This window comes from Burkholderia sp. WSM2230, assembly GCF_000472445.1.
In the GTDB taxonomy this organism is placed as follows: domain Bacteria; phylum Pseudomonadota; class Gammaproteobacteria; order Burkholderiales; family Burkholderiaceae; genus Paraburkholderia.
The window spans coordinates 62,366-88,621 of the sequence record NZ_AXAJ01000006.1 but is presented as its reverse complement, the minus strand read 5'-3'; the positions used below and the strand labels follow the sequence as shown (position 1 = coordinate 88,621).

Here is a 26,256-nt window from a genome sequence, read left to right as displayed (position 1 = left end):
CTCGCCGATCCGTGTTCCCGATGTTTCGGAAACAAGTTGTTAGCCGTTTTCAGCGCGGCGAACTTGCACGAAGGAGTGGCTTCACAGCAGGCCACACGTTGTTGAGTAGCACTGCCTGTGCCTGCTGCGTCGGATGAATCTGATCGGCCTGGAACATATCGGGCTTGTCGGCGATACCGGCGAGCAGAAACGGCACGAGCGGCACGCGCAGTTGCTTCGCGAGCTGGCCATAGATGCCATGGAACTTTTGCGTGTAGTCCGGGCCGTAGTTAGGCGGCACATACATGCCGACCAGCACGACCTTGGCGTGGCCTTGCTGCGCCTGTTCGATGATCGTGCGCAGGTTGTCTTCGGTCGTGGAGAGCGGCACGCCGCGCAACGCGTCGTTCGCGCCCAGTTCGACAATCAGGATACTTGGCTTCAGGCGTTGCAGGAGCGCGGGCAAGCGGGCTCGTCCACCGCTCGTCGTGTCGCCGCTGATGCTGGCATTGGCAACGCTATAATCGATTCGCTCGTCGGCAAGGCGCTGGCGCAGTAACGCAACCCAGCCCGTGTCGCGCGGCAAGCCGTACTCGGCGGAGATGCTGTCGCCCAATACGACGATTACCGGCTTTGACGGTTCCGGCGCATTGGCGGCGTGGGCGGCGGTGGCGGCGAAGCTCACCGCAACGAGCGCCGCGGCAAATGTCACCGAGCGCGCCGAGCCGATCGCCACTGAGGCCGCCCGGTTCGTTGCCCGAATGAATGCCTTGGCGCGATGCTCGATGGCGCGCACTTTCAACCTACGCTTCACCATGCTAAACAAAACTGATCCAGTCATTGAAGTGCGGGGTTTGTGCAAGAAGGTTAAGGATGCAACGGGCGAACTGACCATTCTCGACAATATCAACCTGGCTATCGAAGCCGGCAGCAGTGTCGCGATAGTCGGCGCGTCCGGATCGGGCAAGTCTACGCTGCTCGGCCTGCTCGCGGGGTTGGACAGCGCGAGCTCCGGCTCGGTTCGGTTGCTGGGCCGCGAGCTCACCACTTTGAACGAAGACGAGCGCGCGGCCTTGCGAAGCGGTTCGGTCGGCTTCGTGTTCCAGTCGTTTCAGTTGATGCCGCATTTGACGGCGCTTGAAAACGTCACCTTGCCGCTGGAACTGCAAGGCGGCATCGGCACACGGGAAGCCGCGCTGCGCGCGCGCCGGCTGCTGGAGCAGGTCGGCCTCGGGCAGCGCACGGGTCATTATCCGAAGCTGCTGTCGGGCGGCGAGCAACAACGCGTCGCACTGGCGCGCGCATTCGTCACGCACCCGGCAATACTCTTCGCCGACGAACCCACCGGCAGTCTCGACGCCGCGACCGGCCACGCGGTGATCGACCTGATGTTCGAGATGAACCGCGCGAACGGCGCGACGCTGATTCTGGTCACGCACGACGTCGAACTGGCGCGCCGCTGCGATACTACGGTGACGATCGAAGCGGGGCGTCTGGCCTGAACGCTGCAAGGGTTCGGATGACAGGCTGCCGATGGTAGTGCCTGGCGGGCGGCGCGGCGTGAGACGCATGCTAGCGACAGCGCCGGCCGCTGAGATTTGCTGGAACGTGAGTGGAGCCCGCGTTGCGCCAGTGGCCAACGGCTGTGTTCCGACGAATTCTAAAAGTGTTTCTCCACGCGGAGGCGTTATGAAAAAGCTTTTTGCCGTGCTCGTCGGTTCGATGATCTGGGTTTCGCACTTCGCAGCCGCGATAGAACCGTCGGCCAGCAATGCGCACCTTACGCAAACAGCAACCGTCGCGACGAACAATGCAGCGGCGCAACTCTCCGACTCGGACATCAGCACTGCCTACATCTACCTGTTAGGTCGTTTGCTTGTCACGCGCCAGGAGCAGCTAGACTTCCAGGATGGTTTCCAATGGAACCAACTGGTCCATCGCAAGCCCGGAGCGGTGGACTGGCCCAACCCCAATCTTGATGTCGCGTACTCGGAGGCGTGGATTGCCGTGGACGACAGCAGTTGCACGATTGTGACCGTCCCGCAAATCAAGGGCAGGTATTTCACCGTTCAATTGCTAAGTGGCTGGGGAGAAACTCTGGCCAATATCAATGAACGCCTCTATCCGAAGAAGCCGTACGGCGATTTCGCATTGTGCGTAAGAGGGTCCCCCGTATCCACGCCCGCAGGCGTGCCCCGGATAGACCTTCCGGTCAAATACTCGCGCATGCTTACCCGGGTTGCCTTGGGAAGTGACGTCGAAGGCGCTGTCGCGCTACAACACCAGTTCCGTTTAACGACAACAGGGTCGCCGGCGCTCCCCCCGGTACCGAAGACACTTATCTTTGGGCTGGAGAACTTCCCCGGGGTCGAGGCATTCGACTCGGCTGCGGCGGCACTCGACAGCGACCCAGACCGGAATCCAGGACTGGAAAGCATGGGGAGTCTGGTTCGCCGCGTGGCATCTGCAGCTCAAACGCCATCACAGCGAAAACGCATCGATCACGTGATCCGGACGAAGGCACTTGCAGACATCGCGAAGGCGGGCGAGATCATCGGACATGGTACGGTACAGAACGGCTGGGCTCGACCCGGCGTGGTCGGCGAATATGGGATCGACTACGTGACTCGCACCCTTGTCAACTACCGCGGCATATGGGCGAACATCAAACCGGAAGTGCTCTATTACCGTGGGGCGAAAGATTCTACCGGGCAGGAACTCAACGGCGACAATGTCTATACGCTGACATTTCCAAAAGAGGCGTTACCCTCGCGCTTTGCCAACTATTTCTGGTCTGTGATCGCAGTGGACAGTACCCGCTTCCGTGTGCTGCCGAATCCTTTGAACAAGTACCTTCTCAACGAAGCGTCCGGGCTCACGTATGGTGACGATGGCTCTCTGACGCTTTACTTCGCAGCGGTGAAGCCGTTGAATGCGCCTGAAGGCAACTGGCTTCCGACGCCGCGCGGTTCGAAGTATCGCTTGACGTTCCGTTACTACGGGCCAGTTGATGGGGTAGCTAATGGAACATATTTTCCTCCTGCGTTAGAGCGTGCTCGCTAAAGAACGGCGATCCTCCTGCTTTATCGGCCGCCAACTACACAACACGGCGGCGGGCGGTCGCCTTTGATCTCCCAGATAGCGGAGGGTATTGATGTCTTATACGGCCTTGTCGCTTCCATTCCGGAAGCGGTCAGTGAGGCCAATCGGAATGGGGGACCGTCAGGGTTCGTCCTGATGCGTGCATTGCCGCGCGCTGCACTAATCTTCACCGGCTAACCGCGCCGCTTGAGCGCGCGTTTATCTCGCCCTCTGACCGGCCCGGTCAGGAGTTCAACCGTCGGCGGGACTGCGACGAGGTGAAGAATGGTCACCGCAAAAGAAACGCCAGTTGCGCAGGACGTTCTGCTGATGGGCCCGGTGCTCGGGCTGCGAGCGTCCACGGCCGATGCGCCGGCAGTGTGGCGCGTCACAGCGCTGATCGTGATCCGCGCGGACGCGGCGCCACCGGAACTCACCGTCAATGGCAAGGCCGATCCCACTGCGCCGCGCACTCTGCGAAAAACTAACGACGTGCAGGTGCTGCGCTACGCGATTGCGGTCAAGCGACTAGCGAAAGAGCAGGTCGTCGCGTATTCGTTCGGTGGCACCGCAACGTGGCGCTTCGCTGTTCCCGCAGTCGACCAGGCGCCGCGTTTCAGCTATGTGTCGTGCAACGGGTTTTCGTCGGCGAACGCTATCAAGGATCTGCAACACCACGCGCAGAACGTCTGGTCCGACCTGATTACGAATCACGACGGCGCTCTGCTCAAGGCACACGAGCGCGACTGGGACGAGCATCAAGCGTGGGTCAATTCCGCATTGTCCGACAACGGCATCCCGCTGCGCTTTCACGCGATGCTGATGGGCGGTGACCAGATCTACATGGATTCCATCTGGGACGACATCGAACCGCTCAAGAACTGGAGTAGTCTGCCGGTCGCGGACCAGCCGGGCTTTACGGTGGACGCGAAACTCGCCGACGATATCGAACGCTATTACTTCGAGCTGTACATCAACCGATGGCGTTATGCGCGCGGCAAGGCGCAGTGGCCGCCGAACGCATATGACGGCACACTCGACGCCGCCTGCGCATTCGCGACGATTCCATCGCTCGTCATGTGGGACGACCACGATATTTTCGACGGCTGGGGTTCGTACAGTCCGGAACTGCAGGCAAGCGCCGTGTTTCGCGCCCTGTTCATGGCGGCGCGCCGGAACTTCTGGGTATATCAGTTGCAGATGCCCGACGAACTGCTGCCGCCGATGACTCTTCCCGACCGTCCCACGCGACTTCCGCGCTTCGATCCGATCGACTGGAACGAGGTGGAGAAGAACGACCCGTACGCTCCGTCGTTCCTGGCTCAGCAGCCCGGTTTTTCACATGGGAGCGTGTTCGGATCGCTCGCGGTCCTCGTGCCGGATCTGCGCACCGAACGGTCGCAACTGCAGGTGATCGGTGATGCCATGTGGGATGCGATGACGCAATGGCTCACCGCGCTACCCGATACGGTGGAGCACCTGCTGTTCGTCAGCAGCGTGCCGGTTGCGCATCCGAAAATCCGTCTCGCCGAAGCGGTTCTGAACTTCAACATATTGCGCGAAAGCGTCACCAAAGGCTTGTCCGACGATGTCCACGATCAATGGTCCAACGACGACCATGAAGGCCAGCGCAAGCGCCTGGTGCGAAACCTGATCGCGTTCGCGGACGGCCCGCGCAAGCGTCGGGTCACGATGGTGTCCGGCGACGTACACGTCGCCGCGTGGGGCGTGATCGAAGCGAATGATGCAACCACGAACAACGCACGGCGGCTGAACCAGCTCACGAGTTCCGCAGTCGTTCATCCGGCGCCGTCCGGCATCGCGGATTTCTTCTTTCTGTCGTACATGGAGCACAAAGCGAAAGCCGGCGAGGTGATCGACACCGAGCATCGGCTGCAGATGATGGAACTGCCCGGCGCGGGCAGCAATCTTGCGCCGCGCCGGAACTGGCTCGCGATCGAACTAGACGAATCGACGAAACGCCTGTGGGCAACCTGGCGGCTCGAGCAGGACGAAGGCTTTTCGAGCCACATGCTTGCGGTGCATCCCGCGCGCTCCGCTGATGCGGACGGGGGAGGGGGCGGTTGAGATCGCATTCTCTCTTCAGCGCGGTGGCTAATCGGAGATTGCGCCAGAAGCGGCCAGTTTCAGACAATCAATCTGCGAAATCGGTGGCTTCGGACGCTCCCCTCCAGGCGTCGAGATCCTTGGCGACAGCGCTCGCCTTCGCTGCCGCGAGCTGGTTGGCGATTTTGCCTGCGAACAGATGCAGCGGCGCTGCTTCAACGCTCGCAGCCTGAATGATCAGGAGTGCGAGCTTGTCGGGGTCGCCAGCCTGGTGGCCATGCAGGGTGTTCAGATGCAAGTCCAGCGAAGCCTTGGCCTCCGAGTAGTCGTCGATCTGCCGCTTTGCCACTGCCAGCGCGCCGCTCGACAGGAAGTCGGTGCGGACTGGACCGGGATAGACCACCGTGGCGCGAATGCCAAGTTCGGCGACTTCCGCGGCCAGCGACTCGGTCAAGCCCGCCAGCGCGAACTTGCTCGCGACGTAGCTGCCCCAGCCCGCATATCCGCCCTGATAGCCAACGATGGACGCAATATTGATGATGTGCCCGCTGCGCTGGCCGCGCAGATGCGGCAGCGCGTGGCGCAGCACAAGCATCGGCGCAAAGAAGTTCACTTCGAAGTTCTGGCGCAACTCGTCGTTGGACAGTGCTTCGACGGTGCCTTGCTGCGCGTAGCCAGCGTTGTTCACGACCACGTCAAGGGCGCCAAACGTCCGCACGGCTTTTTCGATTGCCTGCTGGACGCTCTGGTCGTTGGTCAGGTCCACTTCGAGCGGAAGAAAGTCGTCGGATGCGCGACCGAACAGCTTCGTCAGCGATGCTGCGGTACGTGACGTTGCGGCCACACGGTGGCCTTGCTCAAGCAGATGCTTGACGAGTTTCTGGCCGACGCCTTTCGATGCGCCGGTGATAAACCAGGTACGGGATGCTGCTTTCATGATGAGGATCCTTGAATGGTGCAGGGTGGCGTTGGATGGGGCAACGTCTTCAGGGCAGCGCGACGCTCATGCCCCCGTCGGCCATCACGACGGCACCGACGATGAAACGGCCTTTTCCGATGCGAGGAATGCGATCACCTCCGCTGGCCGCGCCGGTAATCATGGCAACCTTGCCTGCGAAGGCGCCGGTTTCTGCATGGCGCGAGGTCATGATGAGCTCCTTGATCGGCTTGCGGGATACATGCGAGGCGTTCAGAACGGACTGGCTGTGGGCCGGACGACGATCTCGCTGACGTCGACATCGGCCGGCTGCTCCACGGCGTAGGCGATGGCGCGGGCGATGGCATCGGGCGTGATGGCGATGCGGCGGAATGCCTGCATGGCCGAGCGTGCGGTGTCGTCGGAAATCGAGTCGGCCAGTTCCGACTCCACGACGCCAGGGCAGACAACCGTCACGCGGATCTTGTCCGTCTCCTGGCGCAGCCCGTCGGAAATGGCGCGCACTGCAAACTTGGTGGCGCAGTAGACGGCGGCAGTCGGCGACACCGACAGGCCGCCGATCGACGAGATATTGATGATCTGCCCGTTGCCTTGCTGCTCCATCGTCGGCAGGACGGCAGCGATGCCGTGCAGTACGCCACGGATGTTCACGTCGATCATCCTGTTCCACTCGCTGACCTTAAGTGCGTTCAGCGGCGAAAGCGGCATCACGCCTGCGTTATTGATGAGCACGTCGATGCGACCGAAGGCATCGAGCGCAAAGCGTGCAAATGCCGCGACGTCATCGGCCGAAGTGACGTCGAGTTCGCGATAGCGGACGATGCCGCCTGCTTCCTTCAGCGATTCCGTGAGCTCGACGAGCCTGTCGGTGCGGCGTGCGCCAATCACGAGGCGGTGGCCTTGCGCGGCGAGCAAGCGCGCGGTGCCCTCGCCAATGCCGCTGCTGGCGCCGGTGATCAGGATGACCTTCGATTCGGTGGATGGGATTGCCATCTTGCATACTCCTATTGTTGGTTCGGATCTGGCGGCGCCTGTCCGCGATTGCTCCGGGAACACGCCGCACCGGTTGCGGCCTGCAACAAAGCGATAACGGTTCGTAGGCCGGTGAATGAATGGTAGGGAACACTTGTCTGGAGGCGAATACACGGACCGATGCCGTTATTGCCTATTCCTATTGAGGGCGGCGGCGCGCGCGACGGGAGTGACTACAATGGCGTCTATTGCGACAACAGGAGAAAGCGGTGTTGAACATCCGCAATCCCGCTTCCGTCCAGATGGTCCGCCTGCTGGAAAGACTGGCGCCCAACGAGGGTTACACCCAGTCGGCGCTCGACAGCGTGCGGCTGATGCGTTCGGATCGCCCGCTCGGGCGCACGCCGGTGCTGTACGAGCCGAGCATCGTGATTGTTTGCCAGGGGCGCAAGCTCGGCTTCCTCGGCAATGAGGTCTACGTCTACGACGCGCAGCACTACCTCGTGCTGTCCGTCCCGCTGCCGTTCTCGACGGAAACGCAGGCCTCGCCAGAGGAGCCCATGCTCGCGGTGTCCATCCGTCTGGATCTGATCGAACTGAGCGACCTGATGATGCAGATCGGCGGCGCCGGGCATCATCCCGAAGCGCCGCCTACCGGCATCGTTTCCACGCGGCTGGGAGAAGATCTGGCCGGCGCCACGATACGGTTGCTCGAAGCATTGACAGTGCCGCTCGATGCGCAGGTACTGGGACCAGGTATCGTGCGAGAAATCTGCTATCGGGTACTCACAGGCGAGCAGGGCGGAGCGATGCGTGCCGCACTGGCGCATCATGGCCGGTTCGGGCGCGTGGCGCGGGCGCTCAAGCGGATTCACACCGACTATGCGACGCCGCTCAACGTCGCGCGTCTTGCCGAGGAAGCCGGCATGAGCGTGCCGGCGTTTCACGCCAACTTTCGCACGGTGACGCAGACATCGCCGATCCAGTACATCAAGTCCACCCGCCTTCACCAGGCACGCCTCATGATGATCCGCGACGGCGTGACCGCGGCGGCGGCAGCCGGACGCGTCGGCTACGAAAGCGCGTCCCAGTTCAGCCGGGAGTTCAAGCGCCTGTTTGGCCGCACGCCGGTCGAGGAAGTACGCGACATGCGCGAATCATTTACGCTCTCGCCGGCGGTCCGCTTCGGTACGTAGGCGCCTGCGAGGCGGCCACATCCAGAAGCACCTTTCCCCGCAAGCAGCCGCTAGTTCAACGAATTCCGTTTTGGACGACAAACGCGTCCGCGAAAAAAAAAGCGGGCCGCTACGTGCCCGCTCTCTACATCACACCACACACCGCGCATGCCACACGCCGGTCATCAGAAACCGGCGCATGCCGTCAGCGCTTCAAAGCCGCACGCGCCCGCGCGATCAACGCCGACGTCGACGAATCGTGTTTCTTTTCGTCGACGCTCGTCGCCGTAAGATCCGCTTCCACGACCTTGCCCAGAATCTTGCCGAGTTCGACGCCCCATTGATCGAACGGATTGATGTTCCATACCGACGCCTGTACGAGCACCTTGTGTTCGTACAACGCGATCAACGCGCCGAGCGAACGCGCGGTGAGCGCTTCGAGGATCAGGGTGGTGGTCGGACGGTTGCCCGGAAACACGAGGTGGGGCGCGAGTTCCGGCTTGTCCGGACCGGCGACCTTTTTCGCTTCTTCGAGCGTGCGGCCAAGCATCAGCGCTTCGCTTTGCGCAAAGCAATTGGCTAGCAGCTTCGCATGATGGCTGATGAGCGGATGCTCGGGCGTCAGCACGGCGATGAAGTCGATCGGCACGATGGTCGGGCCTTGATGGAGCATCTGGAAAAACGCATGCTGCCCGTTCGTGCCCGGCTCGCCCCACGTTACCGCCGAGGTCGGATAGTCGACCATCGCGCCGTCCAGGCGCGCGGACTTGCCGTTGCTCTCCATCTCGAGTTGTTGCAGATAAGACGGCAGAAAATGCAGCGCTTCAGAGTACGGCGCAACCAGATAGCTTTGCGAGCCGAAGAAGTTGCGATACCAGATGCCGATCATGCCGAGCAACACCGGCAGGTTCTTTTCAAGCGGCGCGCTGCGGAAATGCTCGTCCATTTCGTTGGCGCCCGCGAGCAGTTCGCCGAACTGCTGCGGTCCGATCGCGATCATGATCGACAGACCGACGGCCGACCACAGCGAGTAGCGGCCGCCCACCCAGTCCCACATCTCGAACACGTTCTCCTGCGCGATGCCGAACTTGACCACTTCGGCAGGGTTCGCCGACACGCCGACGAAGTGCTTCGCGAGCGCATTCTCCGGACAGCCTTTTTCGATGAACCAGTCGCGCAGCGAGCGCGCGTTGGTCATGGTCTCGAGCGTCGTAAAAGTCTTTGAAACGATGATGGCGAGCGTCTCTTCAGGATCGATCTGCTGCATCACGTTGTAGAGGTCCGCGCCGTCCACATTCGACACGAAGTGCGTGGCGATCTCAGGTGTTGCGAGATGATGCAGCGCGTGCACCACCATCTTCGGACCGAGATCCGAGCCGCCAATGCCGATGTTCACCACATGGCGAATGCGCTTGCCCGTGTAGCCGGTCCACGCGCCGCTGCGCACCTGCTCGGCGAAAGCGGCCATCTTCGCGCGCTCCGCCTGCACCTGCGCATGGAACGGCGCGTTCGGGTTGCTCGCGCGCAGCGCGGTATGCAGCGCCGCGCGGCCTTCGGTGGGATTGACGACTTCGCCCGCGAACATGGCGTCGCGGCGCTTTTCGACGCCGGCTTCGCGCGCGAGCTGCACGAGCAGTTTCAGGGTTTCGTCGGTGATGCGGTTCTTCGAGAAATCGGCCGCGAGACCACCGCCCGCGAACGCAAAGCGTTCAGCGCGGGTCGGAGCGGGATCGTTCCCGGGGGCAAACCAGTCACGCAGATGCGCATCGCGAATCTGTTCGTAATGCGTTTGCAGCAAGGACCAGGAGGTGAGCGAGTTCTGGGTCATAGCGTCCGTCTAACCAAGGGCACGAAGAAAGGCGCGCGCGAAGCGCCGCCGAGGATGATGCAACGATGCTGTTAGAGCAAGGCCGTGCAGCCGCGTTCGCGGTGAAGTTTCCGACGCTGCCGCAGCATAAAGCGCTTCGTCGGATTCCCTCGCGATTCGCCGCAATTTCGCACGATTCGCGAGGGACCCGATGCCACGCGCGGCGCAATCATTCGGCGCAACTGCCTGACACGAACAGCGGGCGCGACCACCCGGCGCGGCGAGTCTGCACAGCGGGTCATGCAGTCCCTCAGTATAGCGGCGTTGCGTGACAGGCGGCAGGGCTTTAGCCAGTCGGTATAAGACGCTTCGCGGCGACCCAGGCCGCGACACGTCCCATCGCGCCATCACGCCTGCGCCGACGGATAGAACATGCGGTTCAACAACGTCCGCACCATCGGCGCGAGTTCGCCTGCCGTCAGGCCGGCGGGGCCGTGGCCTTGCGCGCTCAGCGTGTCGGCGGCGAGTCCGTGCAGGTAGACGCCGGCGAGCGCCGCTTCGTAGCCCGGCAGCCGCTGCGCCAGCAGCGCGCCGATGATGCCGCCGAGCACGTCGCCGGTGCCGCCCGTCGCGAGCGCGGCATTGCCGGTCGGGTTGATCGTCAGACGGCCGTCGGCGGCGGCGACGACGGTGCCCGAGCCCTTCAGCACCACCACGCCCGCAAAGCGCGCGGCGAGCGCGCGCGCCGCGCCGAGGCGATCGCGCTGCACGCCCGCGGCGTCGGTGCCGAGCAGGCGAGCGGCTTCCAGCGGATGGGGCGTGAGCACGCACGGATCGCCTGCGGTACCGCGCGCGGTGACGGCCGCGGCCAATGTCGCATCTTTCGAGATCAGATTGAGCGCGTCAGCGTCGAAGAGCTTCGGCACGTCCAGTTGCAGCACGTCGTGCATCACGCGCGCGGCGCGCTCGCCGTGGCCCATGCCGCAGCCCACCGCCAGCGCGTCCATTTTGTCGAGCGGCAGATCGTCGACGGCGTGCAGCATCAGTTCCGGGTGCGGCGGGTCATAGGGCGGGGCGCCCGCGCCGAGCAGCGCGACGTGGACTTTGCCCGCGCCGCTAAAGAGCGCCGCGCGCGAGGCCAGAATCGGCGCGCCGCACATGCCGGTGTCGCCGCCCACCACCGCGAGACTGCCGAACGTGCCCTTGTTCGTCGCGAAATCGCGCGGCGGCAGGAACGTGGCGAACAATTCCGGCGCGTTCAGCCGGACGGAGCCGCGCGCCGTGCTATCGACGCCGATCGGCGCGACCGTCACCGCGCCCGCAAGATCGCGGCCCTGCGCGGTGAAAAGGCCGGGCTTGGCGGCGATGAAAGTGATCGTGTGGGTCGCGCGCACCACTGCGTCGCCGGTGCCGACAATCGTGCCCGTATCGCTGTCGAGACCGCTTGGGACATCCAGCGCCAGCACGCCGCCGCTACGCGGGCGCGCCCTCGCGCGCTGCGAGAGCCGCCGCGCGATGTCCGCGAACACTCCTTCGAGAGCACGGGTGAGGCCGATGCCGAACATGCCGTCCACCAGCCACGTGTAGCCGTCGAGCGAAGCGGGTGGCGCCTGGGTAATCGCGACGCCGCACGCGCGCGCCGTGTCGAGCGCCCAGCGGGCGTCGTCCGGTTTGACTTCGACGGGCATGCATACTTCCACTGCAATGCCGGCCTTGTGCAGCTCGGTTGCGAGAATCAGCGCGTCGCCGCCGTTGTTGCCGGGGCCGGCGCTCAGCCAGACGCGCTGCCGCGATCTTTCCGTCGACGTTTCTCGCGCGATCTCGCTCAGCAGGAAGCTTGCGGCAGCCTTGCCGGCGCGGTCCATCAGCGTGTGTGCGGGAAGGGACGCGGCGGCTTGCCCTTCTGCGATCCGCAGATCGGTCAGCGTCAGGAGCGGCAGCGCGCGGTTTTCAGGGCAGATCAGCGTCGGCGGCGTGAGGTCGGCAGCAGTCATGGCGGGACGGGGCGAGCGCCCTGGTGGAGGGCGCGTGAGCTTCTGGAACCGCTATGGTAGTGCCGATGGGCGTGGTGTGTGTTGATGGCAGGCGGGGCGAAGCGGAAGAGAATGCGGTCCGCGTACAGCCACTTGCCGGCAAGCGCGCCTGCAATCGGTCCCCCGACGACACACCAAGCTTGGCTAAGAACCAGTCCGCCCACACCGCGGCAGGCGCCCCTAAAACCGCTCCGCCCGCAACGCGGCAATCGTGTCCTCGGGCAGAGCCGGCGACTTACCGCCGACCAGATCGGCAACCAGCTTGCCCGCTCCGCACGCGAGCCCCCAGCCCGCGGGTCCATGGCCGATATTGACGAAAAGCCGTGGATGCAGCGCGTTGCCGATCACCGGCAGGCCGTCCGGCGACAGCAGCTTGGTGCCTTCCCACGGCAAGGCCGCCGAGATGCGCGCGGCTCCCGGGATCCAGTCGTGCGTCGCCTGGCCGAGGAGCGCGAGCGCTTCTTTGGTCACTGCCTCGCCGAGCGGCTTGTCGAGCTGGTTCGCGGCCAGCAGGACCGCGCCGCCGGCAATGCGCAACCGGTGATTCATCCGGCTGATGGTGATGCGCTTGACCGCGTCGACAATCGCCACGTGCGGCGCGCATTCTTCGTGCGCGATCGGCGCGACGAGCGTATGCAGTCGCAGCGGATACAGCGGCAGCCGTAGGCCCAGGTGCTCGAGTAGCGCGAGACTGCCCTGGCCGGCGGCGACGACAATGGCGTCCGCATGAATCACGTCGACTTCACGCGAACGGCCCGACACGCCTGGCCGCGCCGCAAGCTCCACGGCCGCGCGCTGACCGTCCAGACGAATCGCCGAAACCTCGCAGCCGAGCATGAACTGCACGCCGCCCTGGTTGTCGAGCGTCTGCTTGATCAGCTTGGCGAAGAGCGGGCAATTGGCGGTTCGCTCTTGATCGAACAGCACGCCGCCCGCGAATTCGGGCTCGGTGCGCACGGAATGCTCGTAAGCCGCGCATTCGGCGGGACTGAGCACATGATGCGGCACCTCGTGGCGCGCGAGCAGGCCAAGCGCCGGTTGCAGCTGCTCCCACTCCTCGCCGGAACGCACCAGGTAGAGCACGCCGCTCGCCTGTTCGAACTCGTAGCCAAAGCGCGCTTCCATGTCCGCCATTGCCTCACGCGAGGACTCGATCAACGGCCGCAACAGCCCATACTGGCGGCTGAAATCATCGGGTTCCTGGAGTGTGGCCAGCTTCTTGACGAACTGGCGCGCCGGTCCGCTGAAACCCGGCTTGCTGATCACGCCGTTTTTCGCGTTCTGGCGGCTTGCCATGAAAGTCGGGCCGAACCAGACGTCGAGCGGCGTCGGCAGGACCGTGCCGCCGTGTCCGTAGGTCGCGCCTTGTGCAACGGTGGCATGGCGTTCGACGACGCACACCCGGTGGCCGGCCGCGCGTAGCTGATAAGCGGTGGCGACGCCAGCAATCCCGCCGCCAATGACGATGACATCCATTCTTCTGATTCGATTTGCCGGGCAAGGCGCCTGGCCGTGACATGCGGCGCGGCCGGACCCTCGCGCGCCGCCGCGACTTCCGGAAAACGCTTTCCGGGCGCGGCTCGCGACATAAGGCCGGCAGCAAGGCCACGCCTTGCTCGCACCGATCTGATGAAAGGCCGAATGATAGCAGTCAACGACCGCGCGCGGTCACGCGCGCTCCGCGGCGAGCCACGGTGCGCGCAGCCTCGCGGGCACTTGGCAAGCCACGGCGCAGGCGGCTGGAAGGCCGTTCCCGGGGTATAATCCCGGACTTCCTTCCCGCCTCACCTCGCCATCGCGCGCGGCTCTTCGGCATCAATCATCGGCATCATTAGCGACGCAACGTCAAGTCCATGGCCCACTTCTCGTGTTTCCCCGGCGCTTCGGCCCTTTCCGATTTCCGTCAAACCCGCCTGCTCGAAACGCTTACGCGCATCGACCCGAACATTACGGGCGTGCGCGGGCAATATCTGCACTTCGTCAACGCGCAGAGCCCTCTTTCCGCTGAAGACAACGCGAAGATCGAGGCGCTGATGCACTACGGCCATCCGCTCGAGGAAACCAGGGAGCGCGGCGCGGCCGAAACGTTTCTCGTCGTGCCGCGCTTTGGCACGGTGTCGCCGTGGGCGAGCAAGGCAACGGACATCGCGCATCTGTGCGGGCTCACGCAGGTGCGCCGCATCGAGCGCGGCGTCGAGTACACGGTCACTTTGAAAAGCGGTCTGCTCGGCGGCAAGAAGGCGCTCTCCGACGAAGCGCGCGAAGCCGTCGCCGCCGCGTTGCACGACCGCATGACCGAAAGCGTCGCGCCGTCGCGCGATCACGCGCTGCATCTGTTCGACGAACTGCCGGCCAAGCCGCTGCAAACCGTGGATGTGCTCGCCCGCGGCCGCGACGCGCTCGTCACTGCGAACGCGGAGTTGGGCCTCGCGCTTGCCGAAGACGAGATCGATTACCTCGTCGACGCGTTCACGAAACTCGGCCGCAATCCGACCGACGTCGAGCTGATGATGTTCGCCCAGGCCAACAGCGAGCACTGCCGCCACAAGATTTTCAATGCGGAATGGACCATCGACGGCGAGAAGCAGGACATCTCGCTCTTCAACATGATCCGCAATACCGAGAAGCTCAATCCGCAAGGCACGATCGTCGCCTATTCGGACAACTCGGCGATCATGGCGGGCGGCATGGCGGAGCGCTGGTTCCCGCGCACGCCCGAGCAGCTGGGCGAAAACGAACTGCCCGAGCACTACCGCCGCAGCGTCGAGCTTACGCACACGCTGATGAAGGTGGAAACGCACAACCACCCGACCGCGATCTCGCCGTTCCCCGGCGCCGCGACCGGCGCGGGCGGCGAAATCCGCGACGAAGGCGCGACCGGCCGCGGCGCGCGTCCGAAGGCGGGCCTGACGGGCTTCACGGTATCGAACCTGGAATTGCCGGACGGCGTCGAAGCATGGGAAAACGCGCGCGATGTCGCGGTGCCGCTCGCGCATCGCAATCCGCACGACAAGCATGAGGCGTATGGCCGCCCCGACCGCATCGCTTCGCCGCTGCAGATCATGATCGACGGACCGCTCGGCGGCGCCGCCTTTAACAACGAGTTCGGCCGGCCGAATCTGGGCGGCTATTTCCGCGCCTATGAGCAGAATGTGGCCGGTCTCGTTCGCGGCTATCACAAGCCGATCATGATCGCGGGCGGCATCGGCAATATTTCGGACCAGCACACGCACAAGCACGACTTACCGGAAGGGTCGCTGCTGATCCAGATCGGCGGCCCGGGCATGCGCATCGGCATGGGCGGCGGCGCGGCGAGTTCCATGGCGACCGGCACGAACACAGCCGAGCTCGACTTCGACTCGGTGCAGCGCGGCAATCCGGAAATCGAGCGGCGCGCGCAGGAAGTCATCAACGCCTGCTGGCAGTTGGGCGACAAGAACCCGATTCTGAGCATTCACGACGTGGGAGCGGGCGGCTTGTCGAACGCCTTTCCGGAAGTGGTCGACGGCGCGGGCAAGGGCGCGCTTTTCGATCTGCGCAAGATCCAGCTTGAGGAAAGCGGCCTGTCGCCGCGCGAAATCTGGTCGAACGAGGCGCAGGAGCGCTATGTGCTCGCCATCGCGCCTGCTGATCTGCAGGCCTTCGCGGCCATGTGCGAGCGCGAGCGCTGCCCGTTTGCGGTGATCGGCACCGCCACCGCAGAGCGTCAGCTGAAGCTGATCGATCCCGAACTGAAGGACGACAACGCGCATCAGCCGGTCGACATGCCCATGGAAGTGCTGCTCGGCAAGGCGCCGCGCATGCATCGCGACGTGAAGCGTGTCGAGCCGACGCTGCAGCCGGTTGATGTAACCGGCATCGCGCTCTCCGAAGTGGCGGTGAGCGTGCTGCGTCATCCAACGGTCGCGAGCAAGTCGTTTCTGATCACCATCGGCGACCGTTCGGTGGGCGGCACGACCGCGCGCGACCAGATGGTCGGCCCGTGGCAGGTGCCCGTCGCGGACGTCGCGATTACGACCATGGACTACGCGGGCTTCCGCGGCGAGGCCATGACCATGGCCGAGCGCACGCCGCTCGCCGTCATCAATGCGCCGGCGTCGGGCCGCATGGCGGTCGGCGAGGCGGTCACGAATATCGCGGCCGCGCCGATAGCGTCGCTCGACAAGCTCAAGCTGTCGGCGAACTGGATGGCCGCCTGCGGCGCGCCCGGCGAAGACGCGGCGCTCTACGACACGGTCAAGGCGATCGGCATGGAGCTGTGCCCGGCGCTCGGCATCAGCATTCCGGTCGGCAAAGACTCGCTGTCCATGCGCACCAAGTGGGAAGAGCGCGGTGTGGCGAAAGAAGTCGTCGCGCCGGTGTCGCTCATCATCTCGGCATTCGCGCCGGTCGAAGACGTGCGTCGCCACCTTACGCCGCAACTGCGCCGCACAAGCGGCGCGGGCGGCGTGGGCGACTCGGTTCTGATCGCAATCGACCTCGGCCGCGGCAAGCATCGTCTGGGCGGCAGCATCTTCGCGCAGGTCACGCAGCAGATCGGCGACACGGTGCCGGATGTCGACGATCCAGAAGACCTGAAGCGCTTCTTCAACGCAATCCAGTCGCTGAACGCGGACGGCAAGCTGCTCGCCTACCACGACCGCTCCGATGGCGGTTTCTGGGCAACGGTGTGCGAAATGGCGTTCGCGGGTCACGTGGGCGTGTCGCTGAACGTCGACATGCTGGTGCTCGACCCGCACCACGAGTCCGATTACGGCGACGCTAAAGATTGGGCGAAACAGACGAGCGGCCGTCGCGAAGACCGCACGATCCGCGCGCTCTTCACCGAAGAGCTTGGCGCGGTCGTTCAGGTGCGCGCGGCCGATCGCGACGCGGTGCTCGGCGTGTTGCGCGAGCATGGCCTGTCGGCGTGCTCGCACGTGATCGGCAAGACCAATGACCGCGACGTCATCGAAATTTATCGCGATGCGAAGAAAGTGTATGAAGCGCCGCGCGTCGAACTGCATCGCGCGTGGAGCGAGGTGAGCTGGCGCATTTCGCGTCTGCGCGACAATCCCGCCTGCGCCGATGCGGAATACGACACGCTGCTCGATGCGGCCGACCCGGGCATCACGCCGGTGCTGACCTTCGATCCGGCTGAAGACGTCGCCGCGCCTTACGTCGGCAAAAGCGCGCGTCCGCGGGTGGCGATTCTGCGCGAGCAGGGCGTGAACTCGCACCTCGAAACGGCCTATGCGTTCGACCGCGCGGGCTTCGACGCGCACGACGTGCACATGAGCGACCTGCTCGCGGGGCGCGCCAATCTCGCGGACTTCGCGGGCGCTGTCGCATGCGGCGGCTTCTCGTACGGCGATACGCTCGGCGCAGGCGAAGGCTGGGCGAAGGCGATCCGCTTCAACGCGCAGCTGGCCGACATGTTCGCGGCGTTCTTCGGCCGCAAGGACACGTTCGCGCTCGGCATCTGCAACGGCTGTCAGATGATGAGCAGCCTCGCATCGATGATCCCAGGCGCGGAAGCGTGGCCGAAGTTCACGCGCAACAAGTCGGAGAAATTCGAAGCGCGTTTCTCGCTGGTGCAGGTCGAGGCGTCGCCATCCATTTTCTTCACCGGCATGGAAGGCTCGCGGATTCCGGTGGCGGTCGCGCACGGCGAGGGTTATGCGGACTTCTCGCAGCAGGGCGATGCGTCGAAAGTCGCGGTGGCGATGCGTTATGTCGACCATCGCGGTCAGGCAACCGAGCAGTATCCGTTCAACCCGAACGGCTCGCCGGACGGCATTACGTCCGTCACCACGGCGGACGGCCGTTTCACCGTGCTGATGCCGCACACCGAGCGCGTGCACCGCGCAGTGCAGATGAGCTGGCATCCGGAAGGCTGGGGCGAGGGCGCGTCCGACGCCAGCCCGTGGCTGCGCGTGTTCCAGAACGCCCGGCGCTGGTTGGGCTGATAGGCGCATCAAGCAAAAAGCCGCCCGAGGGCGGCTTTTTTCATTGCTTGACGCAGCAAACGGATCGGCTTACTGAATCTTCGCGTTCTTGCGCAAACCTTCCTCGAACGCTTGCAGCTTTTCCTGCTGGATCTGCTGCACGATTTGCGGGCGCACCTGCTCGAGCGGCGGCGGCGTGATGTTGCGCACGTCGTCGACACGAATGATGTGCCAGCCGAATTGCGTGTGCACCGGCGTGTCGCTCATCTGGCCTTTCTGCAGATGCGTGGCCGCGTCCGCGAACTCAGGCACGTAGGCCTTTGGATCCGACCAGTCGAGGTCGCCGCCGTTCTTGCCCGAGCCCGGGTCCTTCGAGTATTGCTTTGCGAGGTCTTCGAAGCTCGCGCCGCCCTTGATCTTCGCGATCAGGTCTTTGGCCTGCTGCTCGTTGTCGACGAGGATGTGGTGCAGATGGTATTCCTTGCCGCCGGCGTCCTTGACGAGCGCGTTGTAGCGCGCGGTGACTTCGGCGTCGGTCGGCGTGTTCTTCTTCACGAAGTCTTCGATCAGCGCGCGCAGCACGACGGTTTGCTGAGCAACGGCGATCTGCGCCTTGATGTCCGGACGATTTTGCAGACCGCGGCGCAGTGCTTCCTGCATCAGCACTTCGCGGTTCACGAGTTCTTCACGCACCGCCATTTCCAATTGCGGCGTCTTTTGCTGGCCTTGATGAACCAGTTGGTCGATCAGCGCGTCGGCGCGCGCCTTCGGAATCGGCGTGCCGTTCACGACGGCGATGTTCTGTGCGAATGCAGGTGCGGCCGCGAACGCAGCCAGCAGTACCCAAAGGCGGGTTTTCTTCAAGGTCATCGGAAGTTTTCCTAGCGGGGCAACAAAGCGAATTCTTCGGGCGTGTAAGCCGTGATTGCAAGGGCATGAATGCCGCGCTGCATGGCATCGGCCAGCGCATCATACACCATGCGATGCCGCGCCACGCGGGGCTTGCCGGCGAACGCGGCAGCCACGATGGTGACGCTGAAATGACCGCCGGCAGCGGCGCCCGCGTGGCCGGCGTGCTGCGCGCTGTCGTCGGTGATCTGGATCGACGCGATGGGCGCGAGCGCGGCCGTGAGGCGCGCCTCGATCAGCGCCGCGCGCTCGGCGGTAGTGGCGTGCATGAACGCGTCGCTCATGTCATTCCTCCTTCATGTACTTGGACAGCCACAAGCTTTGTCCGACGATAAACACCACCAGACAGCCGGTCGCGCCGAACAGTTTGAAATTGACCCACTGGTCGGTCGTGTAGTTGTACGCGACGAACAGATTGAGCAGGCCGAGCAGCACGAAAAAGATCGACCAGATGATGTTCAGCTTGCCCCAGATCGCGTGCGGCAGCGTGATCTGCTTGCCCATCATCGCTTCGATCAGGTTCTTGCTGAAGGCGAGTTGCGAGACGATCAGCACCACGGAGAAAGCCCAGTACAGCACGGTCGGCTTCCATTTGATGAAGGTGTCGTTATGCAGCACGAGGGTCGCGCCGCCGAACACGGTGACCACGCCGAGGCTGACCCACAGCATCGCGTCCACCTTGCGGTGCCGGAAGGCGACCCACGCGATCTGTACCAGCGTGGCGACGATCGCCACTGCCGTCGCCGTGAAGATGCCCCACAGCTTGAAGGCGACGAAGAACAGGATGATCGGGAACAGATCGAACAGGAATTTCATTTCTGGACGGGAACTCGGAGAGTGGGTCGGAGGGGCAACGGTGCAGTGCAGTGCAGTGCGGGCGGCGCGGCTTGTGTGCTGCAGTCGCAATGGCAGGCGGCAGCACGATTTGCCTCGCGCAACCCGCGCGCGGCGAACTGCCTCGCGCCGCGGGCCCCGCGTTGGTACTTTCGTCGCACGACGCACGACGCGCGCCAGCCACCTGTGGCCGTGAGGCTGAGCTTCACGTCCACCCTGGCCGCAAGGCCCGACCGTCCATCGGCCGGTCCGGCTGAGGCCGCGCACAACCCGCCGCGCTGCGTTACTTGGGCTCGAATTGTAACGCAGCCGAATTGATGCAGTAGCGAAGACCGGTCGGCGCCGGACCGTCTTCGAAGACATGGCCCAGATGCGCGCCGCAGTTCTTGCATTGCACCTCGATGCGCAGCATGCCGTGCGAGCGGTCGGTTTTTTCGGCGATCACCTCGCCGTTGATCGGCTTGAAGTAGCTCGGCCAGCCGCAACCGGCGTCGAACTTGGTGTCCGATTCGAAGAGCGGCGTGCCGCAACAGACGCAGTCGTAGACGCCGCGTTCCCAGTGATCGTGATAGCGGCCGGTGAACGGGCGCTCGGTGGCCGCGTGGCGCGTCACCTGATATTCGATGTCGGACAGCTGCTTGCGCCACTCCGCGTCGTCTTTCTGCACTGCGGGGGCGTCGTGTTTGAGGTCGTCGGGATTGTTCATGGTCGGTTCTGTCTCAGGCTTGTGATGGGAGCGCGCCCGGCGCGTCAGGACGAGCAGCTCACTTCCAGCGAGCTTGCCCAGTCGGGCGGCAAGCCGGCATACGCTTCATGCTCGGGCTGTTCGTCGAACGGACGGCGCAGCACGGCGGCCAGACGCTCCAGTTCGGAAAAGTCCTTCTCTTTCGCGCGACGGATCGCCGTTTCCGCCAGATGATTGCGAAGCACGAATTTGGGGTTGACCCGATTCATTGCAATGGCGCGCGCGGCGTCGTCGCGTGTTTCATGGGACAGGCGCGCGCGGTAGTCGTTCGCCCACGCGTCGAAGGCGGCGCGGTCGAGGAACAGATCGCGCACCGGCGCGTCGCCGCTCGCGTCGTGCCTGGAGACGCGAGCGAGATTCCGGAACGTCAGCGTGAAGTCCGCGCGATTCGCGTGCATGACGTCGAAGAGGCGGTTCGCGAGCGACGCATCGCCCTCGCGCTCGGTTGCGAGCCCGAGCTTCGCCATCATGCGACGCTCGAGCGCGGGACCAAAGCGGTCCTTGAAACCGCCGAGCACCCGCTGCGCGTCTTCGATCGATTTGTCGCTGCGCACACTCTCCTCATATCGTTCTCCGAGCAGCGGCAGCAGCCCTTGCGCAAGGCAGAACAGATTCCAGTACGCGATCTGCGGTTGCATCCGGTACGCATAACGGCCCTGCGAATCGGAGTGATTGCAGATGTAGCCGGCGTCGAAGCCGTCCATGAAGCCGAACGGACCGTAGTCGATCGTGAGGCCGAGGATCGACATGTTGTCCGTATTCATGACGCCGTGGCAAAAGCCCACCGCCTGCCATTCGACCATCAGATCCGCGGTCGATAAAACCGCTTCGTTCAGCAGCGCGAGATAGGGATCGTCGGCTTCGCGGCAATGCGGGTAGAAGCGCTCGATGACATGGTCCGCAAGCGCGCGCAGCGCGTCCGTGCGATCGTTCGAATAGAAGTGCTCGAAGTGCCCGAAGCGCACGAAGCTCGGCGCGACGCGCGTCACCACCGCGGCGGTTTCTATCTCCTCGCGCCGCACCGGCTGGTCCGAACCGATCACGCAGAGGGCGCGCGTGGTCGGAATGCCCAGATGATGCATCGCCTCGGAGCACAGGAACTCGCGAATCGACGAGCGCAGCACCGCGCGCCCGTCGCCCATGCGCGAATAGGGCGTGCGGCCCGCGCCTTTCAGTTGCAGTTCGTAACGCTTTCCGTCGTGTTCCACTTCGCCGAGTCCAAGCGCGCGGCCGTCGCCGAGCTGACCCGCCCACACACCGAACTGATGCCCCGAATACACGGATGCATACGGCAGCGCCTCGGCCGGCCACTCGCGCGTGGCGTTGCCCGAAAACAGCTCGGCGAACGCCGGATCTTTTTCGAGGCCCGGCTCCAGACCGAGCATGGCCGCGGTCTCCGCAGAGAAACCGACAAGGTAAGGCGCGCTGAGCGGCGTGGCCGGCAGGCGTGTGAGAAATGTGCTGCCGAGCCGCGCGAACGCGTTTTCGGTGGAGGTGAAAAGAGCTTCGGAAAGTGCCGCCAAAGGCCCGTACGAGCCTGCAATGCTTGGGGAAAACGACATGTTGAGCGCCTCACTATTAACCGATATTGTAAGTCCGCACCCGCGGCGCTGCTGGCGGGCCTGCCGGTGCGCTGTCCGGCGGCGCAAGCAGGACGATGCCGCCGACGCGCCGGCTTCTGTCGTGAGCTGCAGCAATTTCATTGCCGGGCCGGCGCATTTGCAAACCGCGTTGCGACCGGCGTTGCGAACGGCGCTTTCCGATCAGCACTCCCTGAAACAAAAAAGGCGAGGAGACAACTCTTTATGACGATGCCGCTGCTTGGCCAGATGATGGACGTGCCCCTCACCGTGTCCTCGCTGCTTGCGCACGCCGCGCGGCATTTCGGCAGCGCCGAGATTGTGTCGCGGCGCATTGAAGGCGACATCCACCGTTATACCTATCGCGACTGCGAACGGCGCGCGAAGCAGCTTGCACAGGCACTCATCGCGCTCGGCGTTCAGCCGGGCGAGCGCGTCGCGACGCTCGCCTGGAACGGCTACCGGCATCTCGAAACCTATTACGGCACGACCGGCTTCGGCGCCGTCTGCCACACGATCAATCCGCGCCTCTTTCCCGAGCAGATCGCCTACATCGTCAATCACGCCGACGACACCTATGTGCTCTTCGACACCACGTTCGCGTCGCTCGTCGACGTGCTCGCGCCGCAGTGTCCCAAAGTGCGCGGCTGGATCGCGCTCGCCGACGAAGCGCATCTGCCCGCGATGCAAACGCCCGCGCTCAGTTACGAAACGCTGGTCGAGGCGCAGGACGGCGATTTCGAATGGCCGCTCATCGACGAGCGCGAGGCCTCGTATCTCTGCTATACGTCGGGCACTACCGGCAATCCGAAAGGCGCGCTGTACTCGCATCGCTCGACGGTACTGCACGCGTTCGGCGCGTCCTTGCCCGACGCAATGGGTCTGTCCGCGCGCGATTCGGTGCTGCCGGTCGTGCCTATGTTTCATGTGAACGCATGGGGCATTCCGCACGCTGCACCGCTCACCGGCGCGAAGCTCGTGTTCCCCGGCAAGGATCTCGACGGCAAGTCGCTCTTTGAACTGATGGAGCGCGAACGCGTCACGTATTCGGCGGGCGTGCCGACCGTCTGGCTGGGTCTCCTCAACCATCTGCGCGAGACCGGCTCGCGTTTTTCGTCGCTCGAGCGCACGGTGATCGGCGGCTCCGCATGTCCGCCCGCGATGCTGCGCACCTTCCTCGACGACTACGGCGTGCAGGTCATTCATGCATGGGGCATGACGGAGATGTCGCCGCTCGGGACGCTGTCGAAGCTCACGTGGGAGCAATCGCAGCGGCCCGTGGCGGAGCAGCGCAAGCTGCTGGAGAAGCAGGGGCATGCGCTCTATGGCGTCGATATGAAGATCGTCGGCGATGACGGCAAAGAGTTGCCGTGGGACGGCGTCGCATTTGGAGATCTTTACGTGCGCGGACCGTGGGTGATCGACCGCTATTTCCGCAAGGACGACTCGCCGCTCGTGGACGGCTGGTTTCCGACCGGCGACGTCGCGACCATCGACCGCGACGGTTTCCTGCAGATCACCGACCGCTCGAAGGACGTCATCAAGTCAGGCGGCGAATGGATCAGTTCGATCGACGTGGAGAACGTCGCGATTGCTCACCCGGCCGTCGCGGAGGCCGCCTGCATCGCGTGCGCGCATCCAAAGTGGACCGAGCGGCCACTTCTTGTCGTGGTCCGGCGCGCGGGCCACGAGCTGACGCGCGAAGAACTGCTCGCCTTCTACAACGGCAAGGTGGCCAAGTGGTGGATTCCCGACGACGTCGTGTTCGTCGACGAATTGCCGCATACGGCCACCGGCAAGCTGCAAAAGCTCAAACTGCGCGAGATCTTTCGAGACCACGTGCTGCCTTCGGCGCTGGAAGACGCCATGCACGGCGGAGAGTGCCCGCTCGCCAGGGGAAACCCCGCCTGACGATAAATTGAACGAGCGTGCTTTTTTGTGTATTCTGCCTGCTGACACGGGAGCCGCCGAGCTAAGCTAAATGCGAAGGTCGGCGCATTAGAGCTGGATGATTCATCGGCTCGGTGAACCGTACGGGCGGCGCATAGCGCGCCGCCTCATCTCATGGATGCGACGCATCGCACGGAGGCAGGCAGATGGCAGTGGACTACACAACCCATGACGGCGTGGCCGTCATCACGCTGAATAATCCTCCGGTCAACGGCCTCGGGCTGTCGACTCGCGCGGGGATCATGGAGGGCATCGAGCGCGCGCAGCGCGACCCGGCCATCAAGGCTATCGTGCTGACGGGCGCGGGCAAGGCCTTCTCCGGCGGCGCGGACATCACCGAATTCAATACACCGAAAGCGACGCAGGAGCCGACGCTCGCCACGGTCATCAAGGCGGTGGAAGCGAGCCCGAAGCCGGTCGTCGCGGCGATTCACAGTGTGGCGATGGGCGGCGGCCTCGAACTCGCGCTCGGCGCGCAGTACCGCGTCGCCGCGCCGGGCGCGCAGATCGCGTTGCCCGAAGTGAAGCTCGGCATTCTGCCGGGCGCGGGCGGCACGCAGCGTCTGCCGCGCGCCATCGGCCTCGAATCCGCGCTCAACATGATCGTGTCCGGCGCGCCTGTCGACTCGCAGAAGCTCGCAGGCTCTGGCCTCTTCGACGAACTCGTAGAAGGCGATCTCGCCGCGGCGGCGCTCGCCTTCGCGCGCAAGGTGGGGGCAAAAGAAGGCCCGCATCCGAAAGTGCGCGAGCGCAAGATCGAGCATCCAAACGCCGAGGGTTTTCTCCAGTTCGCGCGCAATAGCGTCGCGGCTGTCGCGAAGCATTTTCCCGCGCCGCTCAAATGCATCGACGCGGTGGACGCCGGCGTGAAACACGGCTTCGACAAGGGCCTCGCAGTCGAGCGCGAGTGCTTCGCCGCGCTCGTGCAAACGCCCGAGAGCCGCGCGCTGCGCCATGCGTTCTTCGGCGAACGCGCGGCCAGCAAGATCCCGGATGTGCCGGCCGATACGCCGGTGCGCGAGATCCGCCAGGTCGCCGTGATCGGCGCGGGCACGATGGGCGGCGGCATCGCCATGAACTTCGTCAACGCGGGCATTCCGGTCACGCTGCTCGAGATGAAGCAGGAAGCGCTCGATCGGGGCCTTGCCACGATCCGCAACAACTACGAAGCGAGCGTGAAGAAGGGCAAGCTCAAGCCCGAGGCATTGGAGGAGCGCATGGCGCTCATCACGCCCACGCTTTCCTATGACGACCTGAAGACCGCGGATCTGATCGTCGAAGCGGTGTTCGAGGAACTCGGCGTGAAGGAGCAGGTGTTCCGGCGCCTCGACGAAATCGCCAGGCCAGGTGCGATTCTCGCGTCCAATACGTCGACGCTCGACGTGAACCGGATCGCCGGGTTCACGAAGCGTCCGCAAGATGTGGTCGGCATGCATTTCTTCAGCCCGGCCAATGTGATGAAGCTGCTCGAAGTGGTGCGCGGCAAGGAGACCGCGAAAGACGTGCTCGCCACCGTCATGAAGCTCGCCAGGAAGATCAGGAAAACGGCGGTGGTGTCGGGCGTGTGCGACGGCTTTATCGGCAACCGGATGATCGAACAGTACATCCGCCAGGCGCTCTTCATGCTGGAGGAAGGCGCGCTGCCCGCACAGGTGGACCGCGCCATCGAGAAATTCGGCTTCGCAATGGGCCCGTTCCGCATGAGCGACCTGGCCGGCAACGACATCGGCTGGGCTATCCGCAAGCGCCGCTATCAGGAACAGCCTGACATGCACTACTCGAAGATCGCCGACCGCCTGTGCGAGACGGGGCGCTTCGGCCAGAAGACCGGCGGCGGCTGGTACGACTACAAGCCGGGCGACCGCACCGCGCATCCGTCGAAACTGGTCGACGAGATGATCGTCGCCTACTCGAAGGAAACCGGCACCGAGCGCCGCAAGATCGGCGACGAGGAGATCGTCGAACGTCTCGTGTTTGCGCTCGTGAACGAGGGCGCGAAGATTCTGGAAGAAGGCATTGCATCGAAGGCGTCGGACATCGACATGGTCTATCTGACGGGCTACGGCTTCCCGCTCCATCGCGGCGGCCCGATGCTGTACGCGGATACCATCGGTCTATACAACGTGGAGCGCGCGATACGCCGCTATGCAGCGCAGTCGAATGGCGAAGCGTGGCAACTCGCCCCGAGCATCGCCCAACTCGCCGCAACGGGCCGCGGTTTTAACGGCTGACGGGGCGCATAAGCCGCCCATATTGAACC

The 26,256-nt window shown here is 64.2% G+C and carries 19 protein-coding genes; 7 read left to right on the top strand and 12 right to left on the bottom strand.

Annotated elements, in window-relative coordinates; genetic code table 11:
• Positions 1-49: 49 nt before the first annotated feature.
• Positions 50-796 carry an arylesterase gene (locus tag A3AC_RS0113895; RefSeq protein WP_035475138.1) on the bottom strand — a complete coding sequence of 249 codons (747 nt, stop codon included), beginning with the start codon at positions 794-796 and terminating at the stop codon, positions 50-52.
• Here A3AC_RS0113895 and A3AC_RS0113890 point away from each other — a divergent pair.
• From A3AC_RS0113890 to A3AC_RS0113880, 3 genes are all read left to right on the top strand, one after another.
• A complete protein-coding gene (locus A3AC_RS0113890) occupies positions 795-1,481 on the top strand; it encodes an ABC transporter ATP-binding protein (RefSeq protein WP_025599538.1) in 687 nt (228 codons plus the stop codon). The two genes, A3AC_RS0113895 and A3AC_RS0113890, sit on opposite strands and share 2 nt — an antisense overlap.
• A gap of 187 nt (positions 1,482-1,668) precedes the next feature.
• Positions 1,669-3,042 (top strand): DUF1214 domain-containing protein, encoded by a 1,374-nt coding sequence (locus A3AC_RS0113885; RefSeq protein WP_025599537.1) that lies wholly within the window; start codon positions 1,669-1,671, stop codon positions 3,040-3,042.
• Positions 3,043-3,345: 303 nt separating this feature from the next.
• Positions 3,346-5,148 (top strand): hypothetical protein, encoded by a 1,803-nt coding sequence (locus A3AC_RS0113880; protein WP_025599536.1) that lies wholly within the window; start codon positions 3,346-3,348, stop codon positions 5,146-5,148.
• Positions 5,149-5,215: 67 nt separating this feature from the next.
• On the opposite strand, the gene A3AC_RS0113875 is transcribed toward A3AC_RS0113880, so the two are convergent.
• Genes A3AC_RS0113875 through A3AC_RS0113865 form a run of 3 tightly spaced genes read right to left on the bottom strand, consistent with a single transcriptional unit; the run spans position 5,216 to position 7,057 of the window.
• On the bottom strand, positions 5,216-6,064 hold the full coding sequence (locus tag A3AC_RS0113875) for an SDR family oxidoreductase (protein WP_025599534.1): 849 nt from the start codon (positions 6,062-6,064) through the stop codon (positions 5,216-5,218).
• Between the two features lie 49 nt (positions 6,065-6,113).
• The gene (locus tag A3AC_RS30995) at positions 6,114-6,275 is read right to left on the bottom strand and encodes a hypothetical protein (protein ID WP_232231939.1); all 162 of its coding nucleotides are present in this window, start codon (positions 6,273-6,275) and stop codon (positions 6,114-6,116) included.
• A 41-nt stretch (positions 6,276-6,316) separates the two neighbouring features.
• On the bottom strand, positions 6,317-7,057 hold the full coding sequence (locus tag A3AC_RS0113865) for an SDR family oxidoreductase (protein WP_156924619.1): 741 nt from the start codon (positions 7,055-7,057) through the stop codon (positions 6,317-6,319).
• A gap of 281 nt (positions 7,058-7,338) precedes the next feature.
• Between A3AC_RS0113865 and A3AC_RS0113860 the strand changes: the two genes are divergently transcribed.
• Positions 7,339-8,232: an AraC family transcriptional regulator gene (locus A3AC_RS0113860; RefSeq protein WP_035475169.1), complete on the top strand. Its 894-nt coding sequence runs from the start codon at positions 7,339-7,341 to the stop codon at positions 8,230-8,232.
• Positions 8,233-8,416: 184 nt separating this feature from the next.
• On the opposite strand, the gene pgi is transcribed toward A3AC_RS0113860, so the two are convergent.
• The 3 genes from pgi to A3AC_RS0113845 form a co-directional block, all read right to left on the bottom strand.
• Positions 8,417-10,039 (bottom strand): glucose-6-phosphate isomerase, encoded by a 1,623-nt coding sequence (gene pgi, locus A3AC_RS0113855; protein WP_025599531.1) that lies wholly within the window; start codon positions 10,037-10,039, stop codon positions 8,417-8,419.
• A 386-nt stretch (positions 10,040-10,425) separates the two neighbouring features.
• Entirely contained in the window at positions 10,426-12,012 is a 1,587-nt protein-coding gene (locus A3AC_RS0113850; protein ID WP_025599530.1) for an NAD(P)H-hydrate dehydratase, read from the bottom strand.
• Between the two features lie 219 nt (positions 12,013-12,231).
• A complete protein-coding gene (locus tag A3AC_RS0113845; RefSeq protein WP_025599528.1) occupies positions 12,232-13,527 on the bottom strand; it encodes an FAD-dependent oxidoreductase in 1,296 nt (431 codons plus the stop codon).
• Positions 13,528-13,904: 377 nt separating this feature from the next.
• On the opposite strand from A3AC_RS0113845, the gene purL reads away from it, so the two are divergent.
• On the top strand, positions 13,905-17,999 hold the full coding sequence (purL, locus tag A3AC_RS0113840; protein ID WP_025599527.1) for a phosphoribosylformylglycinamidine synthase: 4,095 nt from the start codon (positions 13,905-13,907) through the stop codon (positions 17,997-17,999).
• A 69-nt stretch (positions 18,000-18,068) separates the two neighbouring features.
• On the opposite strand, the gene A3AC_RS0113835 is transcribed toward purL, so the two are convergent.
• The 5 genes from A3AC_RS0113835 to A3AC_RS0113815 form a co-directional block, all read right to left on the bottom strand.
• Complete coding sequence (locus A3AC_RS0113835) at positions 18,069-18,848, bottom strand: peptidylprolyl isomerase (protein WP_025599526.1); 780 nt, start codon at positions 18,846-18,848, stop codon at positions 18,069-18,071.
• 11 nt (positions 18,849-18,859) lie between these two features.
• Positions 18,860-19,171: a BolA family protein gene (locus A3AC_RS0113830; RefSeq protein ID WP_025599524.1), complete on the bottom strand. Its 312-nt coding sequence runs from the start codon at positions 19,169-19,171 to the stop codon at positions 18,860-18,862.
• A gap of 1 nt (position 19,172) precedes the next feature.
• On the bottom strand, positions 19,173-19,703 hold the full coding sequence (locus tag A3AC_RS0113825; protein WP_025599522.1) for a septation protein A: 531 nt from the start codon (positions 19,701-19,703) through the stop codon (positions 19,173-19,175).
• 301 nt (positions 19,704-20,004) lie between these two features.
• Positions 20,005-20,427 (bottom strand): peptide-methionine (R)-S-oxide reductase MsrB, encoded by a 423-nt coding sequence (msrB, locus tag A3AC_RS0113820; protein WP_025599520.1) that lies wholly within the window; start codon positions 20,425-20,427, stop codon positions 20,005-20,007.
• A 44-nt stretch (positions 20,428-20,471) separates the two neighbouring features.
• Entirely contained in the window at positions 20,472-22,028 is a 1,557-nt protein-coding gene (locus A3AC_RS0113815; RefSeq protein WP_025599519.1) for a protein adenylyltransferase SelO, read from the bottom strand.
• Positions 22,029-22,271: 243 nt separating this feature from the next.
• Here A3AC_RS0113815 and A3AC_RS0113805 point away from each other — a divergent pair, with 243 nt between their 5' ends.
• Together A3AC_RS0113805 and A3AC_RS0113800 are read left to right on the top strand one after the other, a co-directional pair.
• The gene (locus tag A3AC_RS0113805) at positions 22,272-23,957 is read left to right on the top strand and encodes a 3-(methylthio)propionyl-CoA ligase (protein ID WP_025599516.1); all 1,686 of its coding nucleotides are present in this window, start codon (positions 22,272-22,274) and stop codon (positions 23,955-23,957) included.
• A gap of 185 nt (positions 23,958-24,142) precedes the next feature.
• The gene (locus tag A3AC_RS0113800) at positions 24,143-26,227 is read left to right on the top strand and encodes a 3-hydroxyacyl-CoA dehydrogenase NAD-binding domain-containing protein (protein WP_025599515.1); all 2,085 of its coding nucleotides are present in this window, start codon (positions 24,143-24,145) and stop codon (positions 26,225-26,227) included.
• Positions 26,228-26,256 lie beyond the last annotated feature (29 nt).